Source organism: Paenibacillus ilasis (assembly GCF_043195395.1).
GTDB classification, from domain to species: domain Bacteria; phylum Bacillota; class Bacilli; order Paenibacillales; family Paenibacillaceae; genus Paenibacillus_AQ; species Paenibacillus_AQ lautus.
Genome location: NZ_JBHDJG010000001.1, coordinates 962,273 through 989,059, shown reverse-complemented (window position 1 = coordinate 989,059; position 26,787 = coordinate 962,273). Strand labels below are relative to the sequence as shown.

The 26,787-nt window shown below is 50.5% G+C and carries 29 protein-coding genes and 1 other RNA gene; 11 read left to right on the top strand and 19 right to left on the bottom strand.

What is annotated here, in order from left to right; genetic code table 11:
* Positions 1 to 32: 32 nt before the first annotated feature.
* Both ACETK5_RS04775 and ACETK5_RS04770 read right to left on the bottom strand, forming a co-directional pair.
* A complete protein-coding gene (locus ACETK5_RS04775; protein ID WP_326113829.1) occupies positions 33 to 788 on the bottom strand; it encodes a pseudouridine synthase in 756 nt (251 codons plus the stop codon).
* The gene (locus ACETK5_RS04770) at positions 785 to 2,389 is read right to left on the bottom strand and encodes an RsmB/NOP family class I SAM-dependent RNA methyltransferase (protein WP_394054390.1); all 1,605 of its coding nucleotides are present in this window, start codon (positions 2,387 to 2,389) and stop codon (positions 785 to 787) included. The genes ACETK5_RS04775 and ACETK5_RS04770 overlap by 4 nt, the downstream gene beginning before the upstream one ends.
* A 159-nt stretch (positions 2,390 to 2,548) precedes the next feature.
* On the opposite strand from ACETK5_RS04770, the gene ACETK5_RS04765 reads away from it, so the two are divergent.
* The gene (locus ACETK5_RS04765; protein ID WP_326119024.1) at positions 2,549 to 3,076 is read left to right on the top strand and encodes a thioredoxin family protein; all 528 of its coding nucleotides are present in this window, start codon (positions 2,549 to 2,551) and stop codon (positions 3,074 to 3,076) included.
* Complete coding sequence (locus ACETK5_RS04760; RefSeq protein ID WP_127591497.1) at positions 3,073 to 3,528, top strand: PCYCGC motif-containing (lipo)protein; 456 nt, start codon at positions 3,073 to 3,075, stop codon at positions 3,526 to 3,528. The genes ACETK5_RS04765 and ACETK5_RS04760 overlap by 4 nt, the downstream gene beginning before the upstream one ends.
* Positions 3,529 to 3,611: 83 nt before the next feature.
* On the opposite strand, the gene ACETK5_RS04755 is transcribed toward ACETK5_RS04760, so the two are convergent.
* From ACETK5_RS04755 to ACETK5_RS04745, 3 genes are read right to left on the bottom strand one after another with little or no spacing between them, the layout of a single operon-like run.
* Positions 3,612 to 4,055 carry a DUF309 domain-containing protein gene (locus ACETK5_RS04755; RefSeq protein ID WP_326113827.1) on the bottom strand — a complete coding sequence of 148 codons (444 nt, stop codon included), beginning with the start codon at positions 4,053 to 4,055 and terminating at the stop codon, positions 3,612 to 3,614.
* Positions 4,045 to 4,857: a GTP diphosphokinase gene (yjbM, locus tag ACETK5_RS04750; protein ID WP_076325749.1), complete on the bottom strand. Its 813-nt coding sequence runs from the start codon at positions 4,855 to 4,857 to the stop codon at positions 4,045 to 4,047. Before yjbM ends, ACETK5_RS04755 begins: the two co-directional genes overlap by 11 nt.
* 25 nt (positions 4,858 to 4,882) lie before the next feature.
* Positions 4,883 to 5,977 carry a quinone-dependent dihydroorotate dehydrogenase gene (locus ACETK5_RS04745; RefSeq protein WP_207797508.1) on the bottom strand — a complete coding sequence of 365 codons (1,095 nt, stop codon included), beginning with the start codon at positions 5,975 to 5,977 and terminating at the stop codon, positions 4,883 to 4,885.
* 198 nt (positions 5,978 to 6,175) lie between these two features.
* Between ACETK5_RS04745 and ACETK5_RS04740 the strand changes: the two genes are divergently transcribed.
* The gene (locus ACETK5_RS04740; protein WP_015736685.1) at positions 6,176 to 6,313 is read left to right on the top strand and encodes a hypothetical protein; all 138 of its coding nucleotides are present in this window, start codon (positions 6,176 to 6,178) and stop codon (positions 6,311 to 6,313) included.
* Here the strand turns inward: ACETK5_RS04740 and ACETK5_RS04735 are convergent.
* The 4 genes from ACETK5_RS04735 to ACETK5_RS04720 form a co-directional block, all read right to left on the bottom strand.
* Positions 6,310 to 7,722, bottom strand: coding sequence for a L,D-transpeptidase (locus ACETK5_RS04735; protein WP_394054389.1), 1,413 nt, complete (start codon positions 7,720 to 7,722; stop codon positions 6,310 to 6,312). The two genes, ACETK5_RS04740 and ACETK5_RS04735, sit on opposite strands and share 4 nt — an antisense overlap.
* A gap of 169 nt (positions 7,723 to 7,891) precedes the next feature.
* Entirely contained in the window at positions 7,892 to 8,131 is a 240-nt protein-coding gene (locus ACETK5_RS04730; protein WP_009594795.1) for a ferredoxin, read from the bottom strand.
* A gap of 185 nt (positions 8,132 to 8,316) precedes the next feature.
* The gene (locus ACETK5_RS04725) at positions 8,317 to 9,648 is read right to left on the bottom strand and encodes a DNA polymerase IV (protein WP_326113825.1); all 1,332 of its coding nucleotides are present in this window, start codon (positions 9,646 to 9,648) and stop codon (positions 8,317 to 8,319) included.
* 34 nt (positions 9,649 to 9,682) lie between these two features.
* Entirely contained in the window at positions 9,683 to 10,519 is an 837-nt protein-coding gene (locus ACETK5_RS04720; RefSeq protein WP_326113823.1) for an MBL fold metallo-hydrolase, read from the bottom strand.
* A 253-nt stretch (positions 10,520 to 10,772) separates the two neighbouring features.
* Between ACETK5_RS04720 and cimA the strand changes: the two genes are divergently transcribed.
* The gene (cimA, locus tag ACETK5_RS04715) at positions 10,773 to 12,389 is read left to right on the top strand and encodes a citramalate synthase (protein WP_100538479.1); all 1,617 of its coding nucleotides are present in this window, start codon (positions 10,773 to 10,775) and stop codon (positions 12,387 to 12,389) included.
* A gap of 102 nt (positions 12,390 to 12,491) precedes the next feature.
* Here cimA and ACETK5_RS04710 read toward each other — a convergent pair whose 3' ends face one another.
* Positions 12,492 to 13,043 carry a TlpA family protein disulfide reductase gene (locus tag ACETK5_RS04710; protein ID WP_100538480.1) on the bottom strand — a complete coding sequence of 184 codons (552 nt, stop codon included), beginning with the start codon at positions 13,041 to 13,043 and terminating at the stop codon, positions 12,492 to 12,494.
* Between the two features lie 480 nt (positions 13,044 to 13,523).
* On the opposite strand from ACETK5_RS04710, the gene ACETK5_RS04705 reads away from it, so the two are divergent.
* Entirely contained in the window at positions 13,524 to 14,063 is a 540-nt protein-coding gene (locus tag ACETK5_RS04705) for a M67 family metallopeptidase (RefSeq protein ID WP_394054388.1), read from the top strand.
* A gap of 33 nt (positions 14,064 to 14,096) precedes the next feature.
* On the opposite strand, the gene ACETK5_RS04700 is transcribed toward ACETK5_RS04705, so the two are convergent.
* Genes ACETK5_RS04700 through ACETK5_RS04690 form a run of 3 tightly spaced genes read right to left on the bottom strand, consistent with a single transcriptional unit; the run spans position 14,097 to position 17,401 of the window.
* Positions 14,097 to 14,837, bottom strand: a complete 741-nt coding sequence (locus tag ACETK5_RS04700; protein WP_100538482.1) for a 3'-5' exonuclease — start codon at positions 14,835 to 14,837, stop codon at positions 14,097 to 14,099.
* Positions 14,834 to 15,913 carry a DUF294 nucleotidyltransferase-like domain-containing protein gene (locus ACETK5_RS04695; protein ID WP_394054387.1) on the bottom strand — a complete coding sequence of 360 codons (1,080 nt, stop codon included), beginning with the start codon at positions 15,911 to 15,913 and terminating at the stop codon, positions 14,834 to 14,836. The genes ACETK5_RS04700 and ACETK5_RS04695 overlap by 4 nt, the downstream gene beginning before the upstream one ends.
* Positions 15,914 to 15,961: 48 nt before the next feature.
* Positions 15,962 to 17,401 (bottom strand): ammonium transporter, encoded by a 1,440-nt coding sequence (locus ACETK5_RS04690; protein WP_100538484.1) that lies wholly within the window; start codon positions 17,399 to 17,401, stop codon positions 15,962 to 15,964.
* A gap of 315 nt (positions 17,402 to 17,716) precedes the next feature.
* Here ACETK5_RS04690 and ACETK5_RS04685 point away from each other — a divergent pair, with 315 nt between their 5' ends.
* Both ACETK5_RS04685 and ACETK5_RS04680 read left to right on the top strand, forming a co-directional pair.
* Positions 17,717 to 18,166 carry a MerR family transcriptional regulator gene (locus ACETK5_RS04685; RefSeq protein WP_100538485.1) on the top strand — a complete coding sequence of 150 codons (450 nt, stop codon included), beginning with the start codon at positions 17,717 to 17,719 and terminating at the stop codon, positions 18,164 to 18,166.
* 43 nt (positions 18,167 to 18,209) lie between these two features.
* Positions 18,210 to 18,890: a zinc metallopeptidase gene (locus tag ACETK5_RS04680; protein WP_009594846.1), complete on the top strand. Its 681-nt coding sequence runs from the start codon at positions 18,210 to 18,212 to the stop codon at positions 18,888 to 18,890.
* A gap of 100 nt (positions 18,891 to 18,990) precedes the next feature.
* Here ACETK5_RS04680 and ACETK5_RS04675 read toward each other — a convergent pair whose 3' ends face one another.
* Together ACETK5_RS04675 and ACETK5_RS04670 are read right to left on the bottom strand one after the other, a co-directional pair.
* Complete coding sequence (locus ACETK5_RS04675) at positions 18,991 to 19,926, bottom strand: LysR family transcriptional regulator (RefSeq protein ID WP_100538486.1); 936 nt, start codon at positions 19,924 to 19,926, stop codon at positions 18,991 to 18,993.
* A gap of 90 nt (positions 19,927 to 20,016) precedes the next feature.
* On the bottom strand, positions 20,017 to 20,631 hold the full coding sequence (locus ACETK5_RS04670) for a rhomboid family intramembrane serine protease (protein ID WP_100538487.1): 615 nt from the start codon (positions 20,629 to 20,631) through the stop codon (positions 20,017 to 20,019).
* Between the two features lie 120 nt (positions 20,632 to 20,751).
* Here ACETK5_RS04670 and tpx point away from each other — a divergent pair, with 120 nt between their 5' ends.
* Positions 20,752 to 21,270, top strand: coding sequence for a thiol peroxidase (gene tpx, locus ACETK5_RS04665; protein ID WP_071223106.1), 519 nt, complete (start codon positions 20,752 to 20,754; stop codon positions 21,268 to 21,270).
* Positions 21,271 to 21,342: 72 nt separating this feature from the next.
* Here the strand turns inward: tpx and ACETK5_RS04660 are convergent, their stop codons facing one another.
* The 3 genes from ACETK5_RS04660 to ACETK5_RS04650 form a co-directional block, all read right to left on the bottom strand.
* On the bottom strand, positions 21,343 to 21,735 hold the full coding sequence (locus ACETK5_RS04660; protein ID WP_006211699.1) for a DUF1499 domain-containing protein: 393 nt from the start codon (positions 21,733 to 21,735) through the stop codon (positions 21,343 to 21,345).
* Positions 21,736 to 21,880: 145 nt separating this feature from the next.
* Positions 21,881 to 22,072, bottom strand: a non-coding RNA gene (gene ssrS, locus ACETK5_RS04655) — 6S RNA.
* Positions 22,073 to 22,113: 41 nt separating this feature from the next.
* Complete coding sequence (locus ACETK5_RS04650; protein WP_326113820.1) at positions 22,114 to 22,920, bottom strand: YesL family protein; 807 nt, start codon at positions 22,918 to 22,920, stop codon at positions 22,114 to 22,116.
* Between the two features lie 188 nt (positions 22,921 to 23,108).
* Between ACETK5_RS04650 and ACETK5_RS04645 the strand changes: the two genes are divergently transcribed.
* Complete coding sequence (locus ACETK5_RS04645; RefSeq protein WP_207797483.1) at positions 23,109 to 23,213, top strand: YjcZ family sporulation protein; 105 nt, start codon at positions 23,109 to 23,111, stop codon at positions 23,211 to 23,213.
* 193 nt (positions 23,214 to 23,406) lie between these two features.
* On the opposite strand, the gene ACETK5_RS04640 is transcribed toward ACETK5_RS04645, so the two are convergent.
* Positions 23,407 to 25,017 (bottom strand): DEAD/DEAH box helicase, encoded by a 1,611-nt coding sequence (locus ACETK5_RS04640; RefSeq protein WP_394054386.1) that lies wholly within the window; start codon positions 25,015 to 25,017, stop codon positions 23,407 to 23,409.
* 286 nt (positions 25,018 to 25,303) lie between these two features.
* Between ACETK5_RS04640 and ACETK5_RS04635 the strand changes: the two genes are divergently transcribed.
* Both ACETK5_RS04635 and ACETK5_RS04630 read left to right on the top strand, forming a co-directional pair.
* Positions 25,304 to 26,125 carry a YitT family protein gene (locus ACETK5_RS04635; protein ID WP_100538490.1) on the top strand — a complete coding sequence of 274 codons (822 nt, stop codon included), beginning with the start codon at positions 25,304 to 25,306 and terminating at the stop codon, positions 26,123 to 26,125.
* A 171-nt stretch (positions 26,126 to 26,296) separates the two neighbouring features.
* Entirely contained in the window at positions 26,297 to 26,491 is a 195-nt protein-coding gene (locus ACETK5_RS04630; RefSeq protein WP_006211704.1) for a hypothetical protein, read from the top strand.
* Positions 26,492 to 26,787: the final 296 nt, after the last annotated feature.

Genomic DNA, 26,787 nt, shown 5'->3' with positions numbered 1-26,787 from the left:
TCCATCCTTTAGTCTCTATTTCTCTATCGTGATCATGCCCTTCCGAGCAAAGACAGTTCTTGTTCGGTCAGCTCCCGGTACGTCCCGATTTCAAGATTTTCATCCAATCGAAGCTCGCCCATGCTGACTCTTTTGAGATAAATGACTTTTTTGCCTACTGCTTCAAACATCCGCTTGACCTGATGAAATTTGCCTTCATGGATCGTCAGCGAGATGCGGGACAGCTGGACACCGTCGCCTCGTTCCTCATGGGAATGGATCACCAGCTCTCCGGGCAAGGTCACGTATCCGTCATCTAAGGTAACACCCGCAGCAAACAACCGCACATCCTCATCGTCCACCCAGCCCTCTACAATCGCTTCATAGGTTTTCGGAATATGCTTCCGGGGCGATAACAGCTCATGAGCTAATTTACCATCATTCGTAAGCAGTAGCAGTCCTTCCGTGTCCTTATCCAATCTGCCCACCGGAAACGGCTCGAAGATCAGGTATTCCTCATCCAGAAGATCCAGCACCGTACGGTCACGAAGATCCTCGGTCGCCGAAATGACGCCCGGAGGTTTGTGCAGCATGAGATACACGAATTCCCGATATTGCACGGTCTCTCCCTCAAACTCAATGATATCCGTATAAGGATCAACATGTTTACCGGGGTCCTTCATTACCGTTCCGTTGACCACGATGCTCCCTTGTTTGGCCTTTTTCTTCAATTCGGCCCGCGAGCCGAATCCAAGATTGGATAACACCTTGTCCAATCTTTGCGTTGTTTTTTTGCCTTTAGCACTCATACCGATGTCCACCTCCACCCTGCCGGATACTCATTCTTCAATATTCCTGCCTGCCATTTGCCCCAACCGGCTGAGTATCCGTCTATACACACTAACACATAACCCTTCGCTTCAGCACCCGATCGACAAATCACGCGCTCTTCCGGAATCGACAAGGTTTCCCCTTTCAAATACCGGACCGCTTCTCCGTCCTCGGAGGACAGGCTGACATATCTGACAGCCTCATCCGCTTGAAGCGCTGTAGCCAAGGGATGTCCAGGTATAAACCGTTCATTCTTCAACTGTCCCATATACCATCCGGGACGAATCACTTTAAGCTGCTTCAGCCGGTCTTCCGGCAGGGGTGAGACATATACATGGTTCCCGTAGATTACGGGATAGCCAGTCAGCTTCATATCCAGCTGCTCGCGGATAAAGGCTTGGAACAGATTGATCGCAATCGAACCCGATGGAGAATCTGCTCCGCTCCGGCGGGATCCCTGTTGGCGCGCTGCACCTTTACCGTATTTCCCTGCTTTACCCGGGCGCTCCTCCCGAAGGGCTGCTTTTCCTTTACGCTCACGGGCGTGCTCTGTGCGGGAAGTTACAGCAAGCGCCCCATTGACCAAGGCGTCTGGCTTGAATAGTGGAGTTTGTTCCCGTTCAGCCTCATGCATGTCCGGCTCGCCTTCCCGCTGAAGCACAGCCATGAAATGCCCTTCGCCTCTGACCTTATGCGGCCACAGTCTTGCGGTCCCGGAAAGCTGCTTCAGCACGTCCTCCTTCACATCTTCCTGTCCCGTCATCCAGTTCGTTTCCCCCGGAGAAAAAGATTCCGAATGATCCACCGGGATCACGTAAAAATCCGGCTGCTCATTCAGAAACTCCGCAATCATCCCTTCATTCTCCTCCGGCGAGAAGGTACAGGTAGAATACACCAGCCGACCTCCCGGTCGGAGCATGGCAGCAGCCGATTTCAGGATGTCCCGCTGCATCTCCGCAAACTTGAGCGGAGACGATTCTTCCCAGTACTTCAGCATGGATTCGTCTTTGCGGAACATCCCTTCGCCGGAGCAGGGGGCATCGATCAATATTTTGGAGAAAAATCCGGGGAATGCACCTGCGATCCGCTCCGGATCCTCATTGAGCACCACGGCGTTCCGTACGCCGTACATCTCCAAGTTTTTGGCAAGCGCTTTGGTGCGGTCCGGATGAAGATCATTGCTGACCAATACCCCCTGCCCATTCAGCTTTGCCGCAATCTGCGTAGATTTGCCGCCGGGAGCCGCGCACAGATCCAGCACCCGATCTCCCGGCGTTACGCCAAGCAGTTCGACCGGAGCCATGGCGCTTGGCTCCTGGATATAATATAACCCCGCATGATAGTAAGGATGCCGTCCCGGACGTTCACCAGCCTGAGTATAATAACCGGTTGAACTCCAGGGGATGGGCGCAAGATCAAAGGGGGACAACTTCATGAATTCCTCTCTGCTGATCTTCAGGGTATTCACCCGAATGCCCGCATTCGGGGCTTGTTCATAAGACTTCATAAAATTGTCATAGTTTTCGCCGAGCAGCGATTTCATCTTCGCCAGAAACGGCGAGGGCAGTCGTAATGCCATACATAGTACCTACCTGTTCTGTATCGTATCGTCTGAAGTATATTTTCACCGTGCTGAAGCAAACATTCGCATGTTCCGCTCCGACTTTTAATATTGTATAATAAACTACATTAAAAAGGACAAGTCCTTATTTATTATTAATCATTAGGGGGTGGATCCATGAACCGCAAAAAAAAGAATAAATACACCGCACTATACGCCTTCGGCGGAGTCTTCGTCTTATTGATTGCTGCACTCATTTTCTTGAACGGTCAAGGAGAAGCAAGCGAATTGTACGGCGGCAAGAAGGTCTCCAGCCTGAACCCGGCTACGCAAGAGCTCCTTAATGATCCGAACTACCAGCAAATTATATTGCCGGATCAGCTGAAGAGCAAGGTCGACAACAAAGAGAACTTCTTTGTGTACTTCTTTGCATCCGACTGTCCGCACTGCCGTGCGACGACCCCGGAACTGATGCCTTTGGCGGATGATGCCGGCATTACGATGCACCAGTACAATCTTCGCGAGTATCAGGAAGGCTGGAGAGAGTACAACATCGAGTTTACCCCGACGCTGGTCTACTTCGAGAACGGTGCAGAGAAAGAACGCATGGTCGGCGGATTGAAACCGGAAGGTTCCAGTGAAGGCTACGCCATCGATGATTTCAAGCAATTCCTGGATAAGTATAAAGGGAGCGTGACGAAATGAACCGCACTCGCGCCATCCTCTTTACCTTCGTCATTTCGGGCATGCTGCTGACCGCATGCGGCGGTAAAGAATCCGCTGCCGGGCATCAGCACGGCGCCGATTCGGAACGATATGAGACAACGGCCAGCTTGACGGTTATGCCGGAGTTCTTGTCGAGTTATACCGACAATACGCAGGCAACCTATGCCACGGTCGGCGAACTAGAGGACATCATCAAGGAAATCAAATGTTATTGCGGCTGCATGGATGAGGAGAACGGCTACCATGATTCCCTCCACCGCTGCTTCATTGCCGAGAACAAGGACGGCGAAGTCAAATGGACGGACCATGGCGCCCAATGCGGCATCTGCCTGACCGAGCTGCAGGATGCCAAACGGCTCCATGACGAAGGAAAATCCGTCGAGGAAATCAAACAGTTCATCGATGACAAATATAAAGGTACCGAATCCTGATTCTGCACGGTCATACAAAAAAGAGCTGCCCAAAAGTAGATCCCTCTACAGACGGGCAGCTCTTTTTTCACTTGTTCCTAGGGTTACTTGGAATGTGCCCGCTCCGGCTTTCGCCGCTGCGGAATGTTCGGCTGGATGCGCTCCGATGCCAACTGAACTGCCTGCTTAAGCTCAGTATCCCCAATTTCGATCGTCAAATCCCTATAGGGGAATGGATGAACGCTATACGACGACAGCTGTTTGGCGTATTCCCGCACTTCGCTCACCAGCTTCCCCATCGAGATCCCCAGCTCATCGCCGGGATAACCCTCGAGGCGGGATACAGCGCTTGTGAACATTTTGTATGCTCCTCTTACGTTGTTGTTCCGGAAATGAAAAAGCCCGACAGCCACCTGCAAAAGCCCCTTATACCTGGGATCCCGCTCCCGCGCGAGCCACAGTTCCTCAAGCACCTCATGGCATTCGAAGTAGTCTTGATCCCGGTTAAAGTAGACGAGGTAAGCGACATACAGCGGTTCATAACTCATGTTCGTTTACTTTCTTCTTGGCTTCGGCCAGCAGCTCCTTCACCTCGTCCAGAAGCACCTTCATCGCATCCATGTCATGATCCTGAAATATCGCATTAAACCGGCTCTGAAAAGCAATCGCCTCGTTGACCAGGTGGAAGAAATACAGCTTGTGTATCGCGTTCAGCACCTGTGTCGTAATATTGGAATCGTCCTCGAACTGCCGCTGCGCCTCCAATATATCCTCCCGGATGCTCGACATTTCCGTATCCAGCGTATTCGCCGCTTCTCCGGCTTTCTTCAGCCGTGCCCGAATGTCATCCGGCAGACTTTCCCGGTACTTGTAGCTAAGCGAGTGCTCAATCGTCGCCCAGAAATTCATGGCCAGCGTACGGATCTGAATTTCGGCAAGCACTTTCTTTTGCCCCAGAGCCGTCTGCACCGGATACTCGATAATCATATGAAAGCTCCGATAGCCGCTCTCTTTGAAATTGGTAATGTAATCTTTCTCATATAATACGGTCAGGTCTTTCCGTGCCCGGATATATTCGGCTACCCGCCGGATATCCTCCACGAACTGACACATAATCCGAATGCCTGCGATATCCTCAATCCCGGTTTCCAACTCGTCCATCGGCACATCGAGGCGTTTCGCCTTGTCCAGTATGCTCGAGATCCGTTTGACCCGACCCGTTACGAATTCGATAGGTGCGTATTCCTCCCGCTTTTTCAGTTCGGAACGCATCGTCTTGAATTTAACCTTCAATTCCTCAACGGTCTGCTCATACGGAAGCAAAAATGTCCCCCAGTCTCTAACGTCCATCGCCTTGCCTCCTGTCTTTACCCCTTTACCGATGATTAGCCCCGACGGCTTCGGAAATATGGCTGAAGCCATCCCGTGCAAGCAGCTCCCGGAGACCGGAATGAAGCTTGCGGTTCACCTCAGGCCCTTCATAGATAAGTGCTGTATAAATTTCCACCAGGCTTGCGCCCGCGCGTATTTTGTCATAAGCATCACTTGCCGTAAAAATTCCGCCAGACCCGATAATTGGAAGCGCACCGCCGGTCTGCTTATATATCCGGGATACAATCTCCGTTGACCGGTTACGCAGCGGTTTCCCGCTAAGGCCGCCGGTTTCTTTGGCGTTACTGTGCGTCAGGCCCTTCCGCGAAAGCGTCGTATTCGTGGCGATGATGCCGGAAACCCCGCTTGCACGAATCGTATCTACCATGAATTCCAGTTCCTCATCGCTTACATCCGGCGCAATCTTCACCAGGACGGCCTTCTCGCCTCCATGAATCTTGGCTTGGCGGGACATTTCGTTCTTTACGGCCTCCAGCAAGGATGACAATTCGCTCCCATGCTGAAGGCTGCGCAAATCCGGCGTGTTCGGTGAACTGATGTTGACAACAAAAAAGTCGCCATACGGAAATAAAGCTTGAATGCAAGCTTCGTAATCACCGTTGGCTTTCTCGTTCGGGGTCGCCTTGTTCTTCCCGATGTTGACGGCAACCGGAATACGGCGTTCCTTGAGTCCAGACAGCCTTTTTGCCATCGCCTCGGCCCCTTCGTTATTGAAGCCCATCCGGTTGATGAGTGCCTCGTCCGGAGGAAGGCGGAACAAGCGCGGCTGTTCGTTGCCCGGTTGTCCCTTCGGGGTCACCGTGCCTACTTCCATAAATCCGAAGCCGATGGAGGAGAATCCTTTGACGGCCTGAGCATTTTTATCCAATCCGGCGGCAAGTCCGACCGGTGTCGGGAAATGAAGACCGAACAGGTCCACTGCCAAATCCGGTGTTTCGCTAACACCGTACATCCCTCGCATGACAGCGTCTGCGCCAACCACGCCGGAGGCACGTCCAAGGCCGCCAACCACAAGGTGGTGGGCTTTTTCGGGGTCGAGTTTAAAAAATATAGGTTTGCCTATGTTGCGGTACAGCACATCCACTCTTCCTCTCATCCAGTTATTTCTCTATCCTTCAGTTTATCCGTTTCTGTCTCAAAAAGAAAGTTCTTCAGCGTAAACCGGGGCGTTCGTCCTGGCGAGAAAGCGATATGGCAATTTCGGGACAAACCCCTTACAATAAAGGAAGATTGTACAAATCATATTTAACGATCATGAGAGAAAGAGGGGAAAGACATGTCAGCCAAACGTAAGCCTCCAACCTTGCAGCAGAAAAAAGAAGAGGTTAATAAGAAGGCCATACTATGGATTAGCTCCGGCATTGCTCTTCTTATTATCCTGATTATCGTTCTGATTGTGATCGCCCAGCCTTAATCCAGCCAGTGATACACCTTGCCCGGGTTGGTCTGCCCCTGGGCATGCTTGAGCTTAAAACGCTCTTTCGGCGTCCACAGGCTCTCGGGCAGAACCCCTTCCCGAATTTTCACGACGGTTCCCATCGGAACCAGATCAAACAGCTCCTCTACATCCTCCTTAAGCATACGAATGCAGCCCTCAGATTCATTTGCTCCGATGCTGTCCACATCCAGCGTACCATGTATCGCGTACAACGTATCGGACAGCTGCATTCCCCGCGTCCCATAGGGGCCCTTTGTGGTCCCGTTCGGATTAACAACCTTGTCATTGATATGAAAATCACCCAGCGGCGTTTTCACTCCTCCGAGCCCGACCGCATAATTGCGCAGCATGACGGTGCCGCTCACGACGGCCAGCCGATGACGTTTCCGGTCAATGATGACCTGAAGCGGCTGCTCAAAAAAAGGATCCCCGTTCGGCGAAGTCCCCCAATATCCAGGCTCTTCCGGTTCGTTCCCAGGCGACTGCTGTCCCGGTTGGTCCTCTGGGCCGTCAGTTCCTTGGGCTTGCTGCTTCATTAAAGCTCCAAACATCTCCTCCATCGCTTTCGAACGGCCGGACAGCCAATTGTTCGGATACGGGCGTGTCAGTTCATTCAAGCTTTTAGGCAGGCGTCCATGCCGAGCCTTATACTGGCTGACCGCTTCCTGCAGCACGGCCGTCTCGACTTGCAGATCCGCCCATTGCCCCGCGCTCCGCTTAAGCTGCGAACTATCCGCAGGCTCGCAATCACACTCCAATGCAGCTCCTTCATATGGCTGGATCGCAATAGCGCCCTTAGCATCCCGATGCAATCCGTATAAACGTTCCATGTCCTTGCTCCATAACAGCCACTTGCCCGATGGCTTCATCCCAAGCGCAACCGACCAATTCGGCAATGCCTGCGGATGCCGGAGCAATAAGGACAGGGCTCCGGCGGAATCCTTTCCCTGGCCGGAAGCAACGGCGGTGTACAGCGGTTCTTTAAGCGAATCCCGCTTCTCTTTGTTAACGGGCGAGGCGGATACCGGCTCATTCGGCGGGAACACATCCGATGCCACATCCCCGGGAACGGAACCCGGCGCCTGGGCCGGAGGAATAAATACGAGCAGCAATAACACCAGCGCAGCAAGCAAACGCCGGGTTCTTTTTCGCCTGCGGTCCTTGTCCTTCTCCATCTCCAATAAGCGCTGTTCGTAATTTTTCCATATATCGGACGGGACCTGGCTAAGCTCGAAAGCTTCATAGACCCCCTCGGCCTTGTTATAGCAGTAATTTGCCTTGCCTTGTTCACCGGCCTGCTCATACTCCTTGCCCAGCAGGTACCAGGCCATTTTATTATCAGGATGCGTCTCCACATACCTTTTGAGGTACAGCGAATTGTTCATTCGGGAGCCTCCTTTTATGACATTTTTACCTCTATTATCCTGTATATCGGTATCATTGCTCCAATTATGTATGAATTGTAAGGTTACGAAAAAACGCCCCCTGCCTTTGTCGGGCAGAGGGCGTCGGTATAAGTTCAAGATGGAATATCAGGGCTTAAAGCGGTACTGGTTATTCTGCGTTAAACGGCTCGTCTGCAATCCGAATTGAATCTGTTGGGCAGCCGTCGCAGGCATCCAGCATATCGTCATGCATATCTTCCGGAATTTCGGTTACCCCGCGGTTGTTGTCTCCGTCAAAAATGACTTCTGCCAGGCCTTCGTCGTCGTAATCGTAAATATCGGGTGCCGTTGCGCCGCATGCGCCGCATGCGATGCAGGTATCTTTATCTACCCAAGTAAACTTCGCCATAGTCTCTCTTCCTCCTGTATATCTATAAACATCTCTATAAACATAGTATAAGCTGACGGTATCCCGCCACCATCTACATATATTAATACAATTTTTTTAGGAATACAAATAAATTTCCTAACATTTTCCGACAAAAATCAGTTGTGCTCTAAGGAATGGAAGGAGCTTCAACTATCAAAAAACGGCTAATCCTTGTCCGGGTCCTTCGAGGTTGGCTGGACGGCATTTTTATTATCGTTCCCCAGATCCCTTGCAAAATCCATCTGTAAAGATGTTCCTCTCCGCTTATGGTTGCGGATTAAAGACGACGGATCATCTCCCAGCATGCCGGCGGTCAGTACCGCACTCTCACCGAATTTATTGCGCAGCTCGTCCATAACCCGGGTGAGCGATTCTTTCTTCGGCTGTTTCTCGTAATCGAACAAATCCAGCTGAATGGCGGATTCCTCCTTCGCGATAAGCTGCTGCAGCGTAACGCCTAGAAGACGGAGGGGCTTATCCTGCTTCCAATGCCGGTGGTACAGCTCGCACGCTTCCCGGTAGATATCCTCGGTATTTTCCGTCGGAATGGCCAGATGCCTCGACCTGGTAATGGTCTTCATATCCGGTGTGCGCAGCGTAATCTGGATGCCGCTGGTCATCAGACCCTGCCTGCGGAGCCGGCGCGCTACCTGATCGCTCAGATTCAGGAGCACTCTTTTTGCCTCCTCCGCCGATGTAACATCCTGCGGGAGCGTGGTCGTGTGTCCGATCGATTTGCTCTGTTCCCGCTCCGCATTGACAGGAGCATGGTCGATGCCGCTGGCTGCCCGTTTCATCCATGACCCCATCACGCCAAATGTCGAGGTCAGCAGGCCTTCATCGGCAGCGGCAAGCTGTCCGATGGTCTGGATGTTCAGCTTACGCAGCTTATCTGCGGTCTTGCTCCCGATGCCGAACAGCTCTGCACAGGGTCTGTTCCAGAGCACCTGCGGGACATCCCGTATCCGCAGCACGGACAGCCCGTTGGGCTTTTTCATGTCCGAGGCCATCTTGGCCAGCAGTTTATTGGGAGCAATGCCGACGGAGCAAGGCAGCGACAGCTCCTCGCGTATGCGCTCCTGGATCTCCCGGGCGATATCCAGGGGGGTGCCGAACTGCTTCGATCCCGTTATATCCAGGTAACATTCGTCAATCGAAGTCGCTTCCAGCAGCGGCGTATATGCATAAGCTATATTCATGAATGCATTGGAATACTTGCGGTACAGATGAAAATTCGGTTGGATGATCATCAGGTCAGGGTAAATCCGCAGCGCCTGTCTCACGTTCATTCCAGTGCGGATCCCGAGCGACCGTGCCGCATAGGAGCAGGTAACAATGACGCCTTTTCGCAGCTCGATGCTGCCTGCAACAGCCGTGGGTTTGCCCCGGTAGCGCTCCGGCTCCTCCGCTTCGTGTACAGAACAATAGAATGCATTCATATCCACATGAAGTATAACGCGGCCGCTGGCCGGATAATAATTGTCGATATGTCCCACGCAGAATTCCTTCTTTCTTTTGGTACGGTTCTTCCTATTCTAAATTGCCGGCCTCTTTTTCGAGTTCGGTTTGAATGATTCTTACGTTTTCTTTATGACATGCCGCTGTAAATTCGGATCCGAATCCGTGCTCCTGCTGCAGCCGGTCAAGCGCCGCATCATCGCCATGCATAACCGCCTGTCGCAGACGTTCCAGGTGGCTCCGGGCCGTCTCCACTCTCCGCTCCATGTCGGAACGACTTGTCGCATGCCGGCCATGCCCGGGAATCAGCAGGGATACCGGATGTTTCTTCAGAATCCATGAAGCTTTGCGAATCGTTTCATCGTAGTCCAGTGCGCTGTCGTAAATAAAGGGAAGCTCAAAATCGGATAAATAGTCACCCGCAGCAAATACGCCAACGGAGTCAACCAAGGTAAACAGGCCGTCTTTCGTGTGTCCGGGCGCTCTGTAGAACGTCAAGGTTGCAGAGCCGAGGATAAGCTGCTGCCCATCTTCCTCGATAACGAAGTCAAGCATGGGGAATTCTATGGGGTAATCGCGAGTAATATAATAGGAAGCATCAAACTCACGAATTAATTTCAATTTCTTCTCTTTCTCCGGGTGATCCCTGAGTCCCGCGCTTCCGATCGTCTTGGCGTCCGGAAACGCCTTGTAGCCGATAATGTGGTCATAGTCCCCATGCGTGAAGATCAGATATATTTCTCGGTTTCCCCGGACTGCCTTAACATGCTCCTGAATCTCACGGATTTCGTGCGGCAGCCAGTTCGGGTCCATGATAATGATACAATCATCCAGCTCGATGACCGTTGAAGTTGTTTGGAATAATGCACTCTGAAAAACCGTCACCTTGTCATTAGAATATTGAATCATCGCATAAGCCCCATTCCATTATAACTTGTTTAGACATTAAGAGTGCCTCTAACGTCTTGTTCGTAGGATTATGTTGAACGCATGACTACCAGCCAGCCTAACGCCTCCAGCATACCGTTCCCCATAACAGGGGTCAAGAATAAGCCCCTATCGGTCGTTTGTTTTTTTACTCTGTTACTTTCCCGCAAAGAAATGCTATAATACAAAATTATAAACAATGCGGTCCAATCCCGGACACCCAAAGGAGGACATCATGTCTAAGTCCATTTCCATCTTTGATACGACACTTCGCGACGGAACCCAAGGCGAAGGAATCAGCTTGTCGGCGGACGACAAGGTCAAAATCGCCAAGAAACTCGATGCTCTTGGTGTTCATTATATTGAAGGCGGTATCCCGGGAAGCAACAGCAAGGACATCGAATTTTTCAAAAGAGTCCAGGATCTCGGTCTAACCTCAAAAGTAACCGCGTTTGGCAGCACGCGCCGCAAAGGCTCCATTGCCGACCAGGATGCCAATCTGCTTCGAATTCTGGAATCCGGCGTTTCTGCGGCCACTTTGGTCGGGAAGTCATGGGATTTCCACGTCCATACCGCGCTTCAGACAACACTCGAAGAGAATCTGGCCATGATCTATGATTCCATCGCCTTCCTGAAGCAAAAAGGCCTCGAAGTGATTTTTGATGCCGAGCACTTTTTTGACGGCTATAAGAACAATCCCGAGTATGCTGTTGCCGTATTGTCCAAAGCACGGGAGGCAGGTGCGGATTGGCTTGTCATGTGCGATACGAACGGCGGCAGTCTCCCGCATGAGATCTCGAGCATTGTGTCATCTTTAACGGGTCCATTGCCCGGCGCCCCGCTCGGCATTCATACCCACAACGATTGCGAGCTTGCCGTTGCCAACACCCTGAGTGCCGTGCAGGCTGGTGTCCAGCATGTACAGGGAACGATGAACGGTTACGGGGAGCGTTGCGGTAATGCGAACCTGTGCTCCATCATCCCGAATCTGCAGCTGAAGCTGGGTTACGAGTGCATCGGAGACGATAACCTCCGCACGCTGACGAATACCGCAAGGTATATCAGTGAAATCGCCAACGTCAACATGCCTGTCAACCAGCCGTATGTCGGCAACGCCGCCTTCGCCCATAAGGGTGGCATCCACGTTTCGGCGATCCTGCGCGATTCCAGAACGTACGAGCATATCGAACCGGAGAAGGTCGGAAACAAGCAGCGCGTGCTGGTCTCCGAGCTCGCGGGGCAGAGCAATATCGTATCGAAGGCGCAGGACATGGGTCTTGACTTTGACCCGGCTAGTGAACAATCCAAGCATATTATCGGAAAGATCAAGGATCTTGAGCATGAAGGGTATCAATTCGAGGGCGCAGATGCCTCCCTGGAGCTGCTTCTTCGGGAAGCGAACGGAGAGCTCAAGGAATTGTTTACCTTTGAATCCTTCAAAATGCTGGTAGAGAAATCAGCCGGCCAGCCCGTCGTTTCCGAAGCCTTCGTCAAAGTCAACGTTGCCGGCGAGAGCATCTACACCGCGGCAGAAGGCAACGGTCCGGTCAATGCGCTTGACAACGCGCTGCGTAAAGCGCTGGTCCAATACTTCCCGACACTTAAGGAAATGCATCTTGCTGACTATAAGGTAAGGGTGCTGGATGACAAGGATGCGACGGCAGCCAAAGTACGGGTGCTGATCGAATCCAAGAACTTTGAGAATTCCTGGAACACCGTCGGGGTCTCCAGCAACGTCATTGAGGCGAGCTGGGAAGCGCTGGTGGACAGTATGCGCTATGCGCTCCTCGGCCAAATCTCACCGGAACAGGTGCATGAGTCCGCGGCAAGGCAAGGGTTGGTTAATCACTAAGGCTGCGTTCAATATAAAAAGCGCGTATCCGCCATGTCATGAACATGGTGGCCGCGCTTTTTTTGGTGTTTCCGGGAGTTTCCGCCGCTTGTCGCTTCACAATTAATTCAACAGCTTGGCTACCTTTTTGCGAAGATCCTTGGGATCCGGAGCGCCAAGAATGATTTCCTGGATCACGCCGTTCCGATCAATCAGCACATTCGTCGGGAAGACCTGGCCTTTATACAACTCCTCGAACACTTCTCCTTTGGGATCGAGAAGGATCGGATACCGGAGTTCAAAATCCTTAACGAATTGACGCGCTTTTTTCTCATTGTCATACTTGGACACGTTCACGCCGTAGATTTCCAGCTCATCTGCATATTCCGCTGCCAACTTATCAAGCTCCGGGGCTTCTTGCTTGCACGGTTCACACCATGATGCCCAGAAATTGACGACCATCGCTTTATCGCGCGCTCCGCCGCCGGAATATGTCTTGTCGTCCATCCCCTTTAACGTGAAGGTAGGGGCAAGCAGCCCGGCCTTGGCACCTGTCTCCGTCGGGAGCGGCTTCTCCTGCATGAAGACGGCCTGGATATTGTCGCCTGCTTGATTATAGATTACAGCGCCTGCCGCGACAACAAGCAGGACGATAATGATGATATTTCGTTTCATAGGTATAGGTTCCTTTGCTAAACTTAGTTATAGAGGTTGTTCAAAAAGTCCGCTTTTGATAAGAAAACCTCTATCGAGGCCACTTCAAGGATGAGCGACCGCGATGCATAGGTAGGTTTTCTTGCGATATAGAATTTCATCAGTTCCACTGATAACTCATAAATTCTATATCTAACACGAAGCGAATCAGCAAGCAGCTCGGCATCGAATCTTGAATTCAGCCGGGCCTAAGCGGATGCTTACGAAGTCATGTTTCCTGCGGAAACATCTTAGGTGCTCACGTACCCAAAACGTACGCTCCGCTCCTCACTCCCTAGCTTCATCCAACTGAAGCGTTTTGAAAAAACGCACATCGGAAGCATAAGCTTCGGTGCTGAAAATCGACCTTTTTGAACACGCACTTATAGTCCCTATTGTACCCTGAAACCCTGATCTTTCAAACACGCGATCAACTTCAATTATAGCCCGGGAGGGAAAAAGATGAACCCGTCTGACACGGCCCTGGAGCAGCTTCTGCTGCACGCGGCGGTACAACAGCATATATCGGACTATACGTATCATTGTCTGCCAGAGGAGGCTTGTGGTGTCCTTATCGGGCACTCCAGCGCAACAAGCCGATCGGTAACCGTTACACAATTTATTCCCGTAAAAAATACAGCGGAGTTTCCGCTGCATTCTTTTCATCTGGATCCTGTTCAATGGACCCGCTTGGTTTTGACTGAAAAACGAATCGTCGGTTTGTTTCACAGTCACCCGCACACATCCCCTGAGCCGTCCGAAGAGGATCTGCTGCAGCTTCCATCCTTCGGCGGACTGCTTCAGGTATATGCCATCGGATCTCCTGCAGCTTCAACTTCATATGCTCCAGGCTTGAAACCACTGCAGCTTCATGCCTACAAAATTATTCAGGGAACAGAAGCCTCAGAATTAACCAGCGATCTGCCATCCAATTCCTGGGGGCATTCGGGATCGAAATGCTACTCCCTCGCCCCGATTCCTTGCAAAATCCAAAGCGAATAATGAGCTATCGCGTGCAGCCATCATGCTCGGGGTTTACGCCTCGCTTAAATAGACATACAAATCTCCAAGCGTGGTTGCATGGCCGCGCGCCTGAATTTCTTGCATATAATCCGCCCACAGCCGGGCGGTCATGCGCGCGTCGGACAGAGCATGATGTCTGCCCTCCACCGGAATGCCGCTGCTTCGCAGCAGCTCATCCAGACTGTAGTCCTTCTGCTCAGGATATAATCTCTGCGCAAGCATCATCGTATCAAGGAGCCGGTGGGTTAATCGAACCTTCGATGTCTTCCACAAGGCTGCGTTCAGGAATCCGCGGTCATGCGCAGCGGCATGGGCAACAAGCACCCTGCCTCCTATAAAAGCCATGAAATCATGCAGCCCCTCCATTAAAGGCGGGGCTGCATCAACCATATGCTGCGTAATGCCTGTCAGCTCAGCAATGAATGGAGGAACAGGAGCACCGCTGTTAACGATCATATGAAAGGTTTCGTTCTCAATCACTTGCTCCCCGATGACCTTGGTTGCACCGAATGACAAAATCTCATCACCGTGCTGGTGATTAAACCCCGTCGTCTCGAGATCAAATACGACAACCTCCAGCTCGTCCAGCGGGGTACCCAGCACCTCCGGCCTCCGGTTATCCTTCATCTGGGATCGGATGAAGGCCAGCTGCTGCGCCGTCTGCGCCCCGCGCATGGAAGCGATGGCGGAATTAAAGTTACCCGAACGGAGCGATCTCCAGAAGCCCCCGTTCGATTGTCCCGGTTCAGTCATGGGTTCCTCCTCTCCGCAAAACGGTGCTCTCGCTGCAATGACCGATGTATCCGTCTGACAACGCCAAGCGTATCGCGAAGCTCGTACTGCATGGTTTTGTTTTTGAGCTGCTCCTGCGAAATATACCCGCTGCTGGTGATCAGCCCGTTCTCCACCCGATGGGGCGTGTTATTCCTCAATCGAAGAGCCGTCAAGAAAGCACGCTGTACGCTTTCCAGCAGCAAATTGCCGCCCTCAAGCAGCATGACCTTCTCCATCCGCTTTTGCGTCGAGGTTTCGGTGATGCCTCTTTGCAGCGCCATCGTGCGGATGCTGTTCACAAGGGGAATGTAGACGCCATACTTTACGTCAAATTCACCGGCATGCTCACCAAACCGCTCCGTCACAATTCGCCCCATTACATTAAGCGTTGCCTTGTGCTTGACCGTGTTTCGCAGTACGGCATAGCCGATGTTCGGATGCAGCTCGACCGAGCTCCGGAAATGGTCGGTCCAAGCCTCCGATAGCTCGCCATCTCCCGCTATATGACGCAGATCCGAAGCGATGATGAAATTGCGAATCGGCTCCCACTGCTGATCTCCACACCACTCGCTAATCTGATTTTTCCAATCGCCAAGCTTTTTGCTCCATAAGGGTTCGGAACACATCACCTTTCCCGAACATTTGGGATAGCCTGCATACTCCAGCAGATTCACCAGCCGAAGGCCATATTCCCGAAAAAAGGGAAGCTGATCCTCCTCCAGCTCATCGCCAATGATCAAACCGTTGTCCTGATCGCTCCACAGCGTCGCTTCCTGCCTTCCGCTGCTGCCAAAAGCAACAAACGCATAACGCGCAGGAGGCCGGCCCAAGCCAGCCTCACACATGTCCTGCTCACAGATTGCCGCGGCACGCTGTCCAATCAGATCGTGCATCGTATTGACGGATGCGATCCACTCTCTCAGCTCCATGTCATGACGCATCTCGATCAGATGGTTCTGACAAACGATCCGTTCATCTCGTAATTGCTGGGCTGTTGCTGCTGTCTGAATTTCCGAGAATACCGGAAACAGATTGACGGATTTCAGAGGTTTCATGCCGCGGCCTCCTTATTACATATTCATGAACCATCTAGAATTTAGTACTTATAAAGCCGTGTCGCTTCCAGGTACCGCTTTGCCCCCGGAACGAAACTCAGGGGACTTCCCTTCCGATTCCGCCAGAAGTTTCATTTGCTCCGGATATCCGTAAGTTCCGTGTTCACTGATATCAAGACCCACCAATTCTTCTTCCTCCGTTACGCGGATACCCATCGTAACTTTCATGATATACAGAATGATGAATGAGATCACGAGAACGAATGCAAACGTGCCGACCAGGCCCAAAAGCTGAACGCCAAGCTGACCGAAGCCCCCGCCGTAGAACAAGCCTTCTTTGCCTACGCCTGTAATTTCAACAAGTCTCGGTGCTGCGAACAAACCGGTGGATACGGCACCCCACATCCCGGCAATACCATGTACGGAGAATGCATATACAGGATCATCAATGCCTTTGCGGTCAAACCACTGAGCCGTAAAGAAGGTAATCGTACCGGCAACCGCACCGATAACGACAGCCGCCCAAGGTTCCACGAATGCACAAGCCCCCGTGATCGCAACGAATGCGGCGAGAATACCGTTCAGCATGCTGGGAATGTCCGCTTTGCCCAGAACCGCCCAAGAGATCAGCAACGCCGCAAGCGCACCTGCCGCAGCTGCGATATTCGTGTTTAATGCCACAAAACCGAAGAAGCCGTCCGTGAGTGCGGAGATGGTGCTGCCTGGATTAAATCCGAACCAGCCGATCCAGATGATGAAAACGCCGAGTACCGATAAAACCTGGTTGTGACCCGGAATGCTGTTAGGCTTCCCGTCCTTATTATATTTGCCAAGTCGAGGCTTCAGAAGAACGGTAGCCACCAACGCAGCTGTAGCGCCTGTCAAGTGAACGACCGTCGATCCGGCAAAGTCCTGCATACCCAGAGCCCCGAGCCAGCCGCCGCCCCATACCCAGTGAGCAACAATCGGGTAAATCACGATGGTGAACAGCAATCCGAACACGATATAAACGCTGAGTTTCGCCCGTTCGGCCATACCTCCGCAAGCGATAGCCAAGGATACGGCTGCAAAGGATAAATGGAACAGAAACATAATGGTTGTTGGCACATCGTAAGCGGACAGGGAATCAAAAGAGCCGGCCGCATTGTCACCGCTTAAGAAAAAACCTTCAAATCCGAAAAAGCTGTTCCCGTTACCAAATGCCAGGCCAAACCCTAGCGCCCAGAAGGCGACGATTGAAATGCCGAAGGTCAGGAAGGTTTTACCTGCAACGTGGCCTGCATTCTTCATACGAACCGATCCGGCTTCCAGCAATGCGAACCCTGCTTGCATGAAGAATACGAGCAATGCTGCCAAGAATACGAACACGGAGTTCAAGCCAGCCGTTAATTCAACATTCGTGGCTCCCCCATCAGCGGCGAACGCGCTCGCCGGGAATGCAAGCAATGCGATTACTCCCGCCATTAAACCTAGCCATCTTTTTTTCATGTTTTACACTCCCTTTAATGTAAACTAATATAACATCACCTTGAATTCATATTGTCATTATAGGGGGGAGAATGAAAATCCGCAACGGTTTTTTTCAAAATAAACTTCACTTATGTAATATAATCTAACATTAAGTGCATACAGTGCAAATCGTCTAACATCCTGTATAGTTAAGTAAAGACTAAGCTTCAAGGTTTTTTGTCACAACTATGACGTTTGACTGTATGGTTCATGATCATGTATCATATTTCTATTAAAATGAAAATATAAATGCATTCATTAATGTCCATTCAATGAAAGCTTGTGAGGTGATGAATGATGGGGATCACGAGAGGAAACCTTTTCCGGATCGGTGAGCTGGCCAAGGTTGCCGGAATCAGCGAAAGAACCATTGACTACTATACGAAGCTGGGTTTGATCTCCCCTGAGAAACGGACGTTAAAAAACTACCGGTTGTACAGTTCTGAAACCTTAAGCACTCTCGAACGTATTAATCAGTTAAAGCAAGAGAAATATACTCTCGATGAGATTAAGGAGAGGCTGGATCGCTGGAAGTCGGTTCCCGATGATTCCGAAATGACGGAGAAGCTAACTAAGCTCGAAATACAGATGAAACAGCTGGAACGGGATGTGAAGGAACTCAACCCGCTTCTAAGTGAATTAAAGCCAAGTCAAGCCCGGGAGGTACTCGCTAACATTCTTCCTAAAGGGGCTGCTTGCATCGAGTCGCTACAAATCTTGCTGAACCAGTTCACTTCGATGTAAATGGTGAAGAACCAAATAACAACTTTGTATGGGGGTATGATACATGTATTCTGACTGGATGTTTATTCTCATTATTATCGCTTTTATATTCTCGCTCTGGGCTCAGTTCCGGGTTAAAGGCACATTTAACAAATGGGCCAAGGTTGAGAACAGCACCGGCATGACCGGATACGATGCGGCCCGGCATATGCTGGATGCCAACGGACTCCACGACGTGCCGATTGAACCGGTGCCAGGCACGCTCTCCGACCACTATGATCCGACCAAACGCGTTGTGCGCTTGTCAGAGCCCGTTTATTATGAACGTACCATCTCGGCCGTTTCGGTTGCTTGTCACGAGGTCGGCCATGCAATCCAGCATGCCGAGCACTATCCGATGCTTGTAGCCCGTCACAAGATGTTCCCGGTCGTTAACTTCGCATCGGGTATCGCTCCGTTTCTCTTGATTGCCGGATTCCTGTTCCAAGCCATGAACCTGGTCGGTCTCGGCATTATCTTCTTCTCTTGCGCCGTTGCCTTCCAGCTTGTCACCCTGCCGGTCGAGTTTAACGCAAGTAACCGTGCCCGTCAGCTGATGGTTCAAGAAGGCTATATCGCCAATGACGAAGAACGCGGAGTTGCTAAAGTATTGAACGCCGCGGCCCTGACCTACGTCGCTGCAGCCTTGATCTCTCTGCTCGAGTTGATCCGGTATATCATGATCTTTACGAGCAACCGGGAATAAACCAATACGCACAACAACAAAGGGCTTTCCTCTCTACCATGGATGGGTGGAGAAGGAAAGCCCTCTTTTTTATATGTTATTTTTGATTAATGAAGCCAGGTTAGGGAGTTGATGCGTCAGTCCCCGCACCTTCCTTTTTCGGCGACGGATCAATGCCAAAATATTGAAGCAAAAACGCACGGAAGGCTTGCGCAACCGGTGGCAGCTTCTCGTCCGCGCGGTGAATCAGACCGATGGAACGCGTTACCTTCGGCTCCGAGATCCGGACGCGTGCTGGCTGCAGCGGATTCGTCTGGAACAGCGCCATTTCAGGAAGCAGGCTGACCCCCATGCCGGCCGCAACCAGCCCGCGGATCGTATCCGTCTCCTCGCCTTCAAAAGCAATTTTCGGCGTGAACCCGGCTTCCAGGCAGGCATGCCATACGATCGGGCGCAAGGAGTAGCCTTTGCTGAACAGCACAAAGCGCTCCTCCTTCAATTGCTCCAGCTTGATGGTCTGCTCCCCCGCAAGCGGGTGATTCGGCGGCAGGATCGCAAACAGCTCCTCTGTCAAGACGATATCTCCGTCCACTTGATCATGGCGATCCGGAAACGGAGACACAAATGCCAAGTCCACTTCAGCCCCGACCACGTCCCGGATCAGTGTCGGGAACATCCCCTGCTTGAACCGGAACTTCACGTTCGGGTACTTCTTCCGGAATTCAGCCACAATGGACGGAATCAAATGGATGCCCAGGCTGTGAGGGAATCCGATGCGGATTTCCCCCTGCTCCGGGTCCAGAAATTCATGTATCTCGACGACCGCACGGTCCAAATCCTTCATAATGCTCTCCACCCGTTTGCAAAAAAGCTGACCTACCGGGGTTAACTGCAGATTCCGGCCTTTTTGCATGAACAAATTAACACCAAGCTCTTCTTCCAGCTGATGTATTTGACGGCTGACGGCTGATTGAGCCACATGAAGCTCTTCTGCCGCTTGGGTAACGTGTTCCTTTTGCGCAACCTTTACAAAGTATTGCAACTGTCGTAATTCCACGCCTTTTATCGCTCCATTCTTATTCCCTAGAAGACTTGAAGACTTTATCAAATCATCCAATTCTATTATAACAGACCCTCTAAGGTCCGATTATGTTCGACGTTTAAATAATCGAATCATGAGACCGTAGAGGAAAAATCCGCCTACCAATCCGCCGACATGTGCTACAAGGCTGACCCCTGGTGTAAACGAGAACAGTATCCCCAGAATAAGCAGGGTGAACAGCGTCTTGCGGGACGACTCATCCATGACATGCCGCTGGAACAGGGCGATGTACAGATAAGCGCCATAAGCTCCGTATATGGCTCCTGAGGCGCCTACAAGGAAGGTATAGTCCTCCATGCGCTCATAATAAGCCAATCCGATTACATTACCGAGAACACCGCTGAGCAGATACAGAATGGCAAATTTCCAGCTCCCCATGATTCTCTCCAGCGGGGGAACAAATACCAGCAGTGCGAAGCTGTTGAACAAAAAGTGGTCAAATCCGTTATGGAGGAACATCGCCGTAAAGTATCTCCATGCCTGATCAACGAACTGCGGCAAATCCGATAAAGCTCCATATTTCAGCAGCGTAACCGGGTTTCTGGAACCGCCGTCAAAGGATGTAATTACAAACATCACCAGGTTGATCACAAGCAGCAGCGATGTAACGGGATAATAACGCAAATAACTTTTCCAATTTTCATAACGTACGAATATCATAGCATCCTCCTCATCCTAAACCAGGCAGGGGTGCCCATAGTGGACATTCCCTTTTTAAAAAGATTATAATGTACCATGAACCTGATCACCAAACTTTGATATCCAAGGAGGAGATTTCTCATGGCTCAAGAACGTTCAGGAGCTGCCACTTTTAAAGGCAATCCTATTACACTCATCGGACCACAGCTCAAGGCTGGTGATGCCGCGCCGGATTTTACAGTGAGCAAAAACCTGCTCGAAGACGTATCTCTTAAAGATTATGCCGGTAAAATCAAGCTGATCAGTGTCGTTCCTTCCCTCGACACCGGGGTATGCGATGCTCAGACGCGCCGTTTCAATGAAGAAGCAGCTGGTCTAGGCGATGATGTGGTGATCCTTACGATCAGTGCCGACCTTCCGTTCGCCCAAGCCCGTTGGTGCGGAGCTGCAGGCGTTGACCGGGTCATAACGCTATCCGACTATAAATCGCGTTCTTTCGGTGAAGCGTACGGCGTGCTTATCAAGGAATTCCAGCTCGACATGCGTTCGATCTTCGTCGTGGATACTAACGATACCATCACCTATGTAGAATACCTTGGTGAAATGACGGAGCACCCGAATTACGAAGCCGCGATCGATGCAGTAAAATCTTTGCGGTAATACGCCAAAGGCTACATACACTGCACACTTTTAAAAAGCGGGAGAGCAGCTCTCCCGCTTTTTCTTATTCTACTAAGCATCCACTTTATACTTGCTCAGTTTTTTATCCAGAACAGCGTACAGGTTCAAGATAACCCGGTAGTTCGCGCCCAGATCCCCTAGGGAACCGCGGGACGCCGAATACATATCAACTGCGCTGCGAACCGGACTGATGCCGAGCACGGATACGGTAATGTCCAGTGTACGTCCAAACGAGGTTCTTTTCTCGAGCGTGATTTCTCCCACGGATTTAACCTCATGCAGAACTTTGTAACCCGGAATTTTTTTCAGTGTCGAGGAAACCTCTTCAAAACACTTTTCTTTTGAAAGATTGTAATAACGCGTCTTCAGCTTGGGATCTTTAGCACGGTCGCTTGTGCCGTCATAGCTGCGCACGATACCAATTAGAACTCGTTTTAATGACAAAGACCGTTCCTCCTTTATAAATGACCGTTCCTTTCCATACTCTAGTTTAACATTGTTTATGCTTTCAGCAAACCTTTATATATAGCAAAAAGACACCTCTTTCACTTCGAATTCGAAATAAAAGAGGTGCCCATTCATTGGTTAAACGAAACCCGCCTATGCCGTCCGGTAAACATTGTCTTCGAACCTGCATTAGCAGGTGGGTGACCGCAGAACCGCTTATGAATTCCCCTTGTCATATAGACAGGGCATTTCAGCCACGATTACGTATAGATCTCCCTAGACATCGTCATTGGTTCAAAACAACGGAAAACCGAAACGAACATCGCAGGATGTAGTCTTATTATAGGGGGTTTTGCCTGAAAAGTAAACCTCGCATTATTTAAGGTTCGATCCGTTCTCTCCCTTTTTGGCAGAATCCATGCTTTCCAGAAGGGCTTGTTCGGTTTCGGACTCCTCTTCCTCGGCTTTCTTCATCTTCTCCTGCTGTTCCTGCATTTTGGTGAAGGTGGCATAGAAGTTAAAGAACGCGAACAATGCCATCAGGCAGAACAGGAAGAACACGAACAGCACCGGCATCTGCGTGCCGATATACGCCAAGACAGCGCTTCCGATCAAAGTCGAAAATACGCGGAACGGACGAATCAATGTCAGCAGCACCGCATTTTTCAACAGCTGCGTCGTTTTCATCTCATAATGAACGGCCATGGAGAAGAAATTGAACAGGGAGACAAACAGCACGATAAGCAGCACGAGCATCACAATGCCGACAAGCTGGAAACCATCAAGCTGCGTCATATAAACCGTGTAATCCACGTACATAATCACGAACAGCAGCGTATAAAAAATACCGCCGATCATGCTCTGCTTGTAATTTTCCTTATAACCCTTGAAAAATGTTTTAAATACGGACACATCCGGATTGCCCATCACCCATTTGCGTACAACGGTAAATAAAGCCGCCGTAGCCGGAAACAAAACAAACGGTGATAATATTCCCAGAACCCAGTTGGACAGCAGCTGCTCATTATGCGCCTCCGGTGTCTGAACGGCCATCAGGAATTTGGTTAGAACGATAAACAGGAAAGGCGATGTACAAATAACCCACAAGATGTTCGAAAAAGCAATTCGGGTAATCCACTCGGTGAGCTTGTATAAGCCACCCATGGCTCCTTTCATTTCCAAATCCGTTTCCTCCTCACTCAAATCATGCATGTATCTATTAATATACCTTATTTGGTACATGCATTGCCAGAGCCTAATTTAAACGCACCTGGGTGAATGTCCAATCCATCGCCGTGGTTTCCCCATACGATATCTCGTAATCCGTTCAACAAGCTTGAATTTCCAAATTTAAAGAGGAGGGATTATGTATGTCTTGTGAAGGTGGCGGCGGTTACGGCTACGGAAATAATGTTGGAATTGTCCTGGTTCTGTTTATTCTCCTTGTCATTATTCTCAGCACATTCTACATCTAATGTCTCTTTGAGTCATGAAGTGAAACAGATCGGATGTTACTGCCCTAAAACTGCGAGTTTAAAGGGGATGCACCTTGGGTGCATCTTCTTTAAACATGAACAAAAGACGAAGCGCGGCTCCACTTGGTGTGAGCAGCTGCTTCGTCTTTTAATGTTCGGTTACTTCATTTCAGAAGAAGTTAACCTTTAAATACTATTCGTCTCCGCCCCGGTTAGGACGACGTTCGCCGCCGCCGCTGTAGGAACGAGGTTTACGGTCACCGCTATTGCTGCGGTCACGGTTGTAGCCACCGCCATCGCGGTTGCCATAACTGCTGCCGCCGCCATCGCGGTTGTATCCACCTTTGGAGTAGCCGCCACGGTTACCACCGCCACCGCTACCGCCTTCACGACGATAGCCGCCGCCACCGCTGTTGCTGCGTCCGCCATAGCCTCCGCTTGGCTTGCGGCCACTTCGAATATCCGGCTTCCGGCGCTTTGCGCGGATCGGATCTTCCGGAGTCAAGTGAATATCGGAGCCTTCCTTCTTGTCACCCGTCAGGATTTTCATTGCAGCTGCCAGCAATTGTACGGAATCGTACTGCTCCAGCAATTGAATGGCAAGACCTTTATACTCGGTCAATTCGCCCTGCTCAATGATTTCAAGCACACGCTCAGCGATGATCCGTTGTTTACCTTCAATCGCTTCAGCGATCGTAGGCAAAGGTTTACGTGGAATACGGTGACGAGTCACACGCTCGATGAAGTACAGATGATCCATCTCACGAGGAGTTACGAAGGACCAAGCTGTACCTTCTTTACCCGCACGGCCTGTACGTCCGATACGGTGTACATAACTTTCCGGATCTTGCGGCAAGTCAAAGTTCACAACATGGGTAACGCCCGATACGTCGAGACCACGTGCTGCCACATCGGTTGCCACGAGGACATCGATGCTTCCGTCACGGAATTTCCGCATAACGGTATCACGTTGGTGCTGGGACAGGTCGCCATGAAGGCCATCTGCCGAGTATCCGCGTTTTTGCAATGCTTCTGCCAATTCGTCAACACGGCGCTTGGTACGTCCAAAGACGATCGCAAGCTCAGGCGACTCCATATCCAGAAGGCGGCTCAAGGCTTCGAATTTTTGACGTTCAGGAACTTCGATATATGCTTGGTCAATCAGAGGTGCACTAACGTGCTTAGGAATAACGGATACATGCTCAGGTTCTTTAAGGAACTGGGATGCCAACTTCTGAATGTTAGCCGGCATAGTTGCGGAGAACAGCAAGGTTTGACGTTCTTCAGGAACAAGCTTAAGGATCGACTGAATATCTTCCATGAAGCCCATGTCCAGCATTTCATCCGCTTCATCCAATACAACCGTTTGGACATCATCAAGTCGGATGGTTTTTCTGTTGATGTGGTCAAGTAGTCGACCTGGTGTGCCGATAATGATTTGAGGCTTCTTTTTCAAAGCGCGGATCTGACGCCCGATATCCTGTCCACCGTAAATAGCCAAGGAACGAATTCCTTTAAAGCGGGACAGTTTACCGATTTCTTCAGCAACCTGGATGGCAAGTTCACGGGTCGGTGTCATAATGAGAGCGACGATACGCTCCTCTTCCTTGGCGATTTTGTGGATAAGAGGAAGGCCGAATGCTGCTGTCTTACCAGTACCTGTCTGTGCTTGTCCAATCATATCCTTGCCGGTAAGGGCAATCGGAATCGATTGGGATTGGATCGGTGTGGCTTCCTCAAAGCCAAGTTCGGTAATTGCTTGCAGCACGCGCGGCTCCAAGCCAAAATCTGCGAAATTTTTCAATAGGTTCATACTCCTTCTATCTGTGGACTTCCACTTTCTTCTCTGTATTCTTAAGTAGTGGTAACGTTTATAGGCTTTCCCGGCCAGCAGGATTTTCTGCACGAGGTGAACCGGTATATTTCTCTTATCACCAGTATGGTGACTGGTTAATGTATAATCATCCTGATAAGCTTGCAAAGTTATCAATGTAACGGACTACTCAAGAATATCCAATACATTATATCACAAAACATTTCTGGAATACCAGCAAGCTTAAAGAAGTCATAATAACCGGGAGGTGATTCCTATGTTGAAGCGTCTATGGACCTATTTCTCGATCGTGTTCGGCGGCATCATTATCGCCGGCGGATTTAATTTGTTTCTGATTCCCCATCATCTGCTCAGCGGAGGCGTTTCCGGCGTCGCTCTGATTATCGGCTATTTCACGCCGCTAAATATCAGCATCCTGTATTTTGTGCTCAATATCCCGATTCTTATAACCGGTTGGTTCAAGCTCGGCAAAAGGTTCGTTGGTCTCAGCGTTCTCTCGGTTATCGTTACAACCCTATTCCTGGAGCTCATTCCGGTTACTCCGGTTGCAACCGACATGCTGCTGTCCTCCGTTTTCGGCGGCGTGCTTGTCGGATTCGGCACCGGACTCTCCTTTCGAGTTGGCGGTTCCACCGGGGGCTTTGATATCATCGGCTCCCTCGTTACGAAATACCGGGACTTCCCCGTTGGAAGTGTGCTCGTGACGCTGAACGCCATCGTCATTATGGCAGTTGCTTATTTGGAAGACGACTGGAACCTGGCCCTCGCCTCCATGGCCTCCATCTATATTGCCGGAAAAATGGTGGATATGCTCCATGTCAGTCATATCAAGGTTACGGTCTTTATTGTCACGAACCAGACGGAAGCCCTGCTGGAGAAGCTGCTTAAGCGCCCCCGCGGTATAACCAAGATCAAAACCGAGGGGGCCTTTAGTCATAAAGAAAAGGATATGCTAATGACCGTCACGACGCGATATGAGCTGGCTGAGCTAAAACAAATCATTACGGAGACCGACCCCCTGGCCTTCGTTAATATCGTGGAAACCACGGCTGTCATGGGTCAATTCCGCAAGAACTAAATATTTACCACCTGTGAGGGTGTGGTAAATTTGTGGTATAATATTGGTGCGCGGTTCCTACAATATTCATGAGATCTTTTCCCGGGCATCGCTTTGGCCCAATTTTAATTGTTTTTCCGTTTTACAAAAGAACGTCCTGCCTAACCAATTTGGAAGGAAAGGGTGATTTTTATGGAAATGGAAACGGTAAAATTGTCACAAATCGTCATGAAGTGGTTCCCGGAAATGATACCGTTCTTTAGACAGAACGAACTGAATTCCATGATCGTTCTTAGGGACGGGCTGAGTATTCTGGAGCAGGAGGACGCTCTTGAAATCATTCAGTTCAGCATTTGCGAGCATCAGAACCAAACGCCGCTTCATTAATTTTAATGCTACACGTAAATATCGCACGACAAGTGTCGTTATTCTCCGGTAAAATTCACCGGTGAGTAACGGCATTTTTTTATGGATAAATGTAAATTCTATAAGCACGTCATTCCCCACCAAAGCAGGGTAAGCTGCTGAAAACGCTATCCACCTTCTTATGGTTGTTATATTCCGATGCTAGTCACTCCCCATGTTCACATGTTGTTCACGGCCAACTGCCACAAATGTCGATTTTTAGCGTTTAAAACGCCCTCGACCCGTTTAATGAACTAAGTACGCTCACCCGCCGTTTC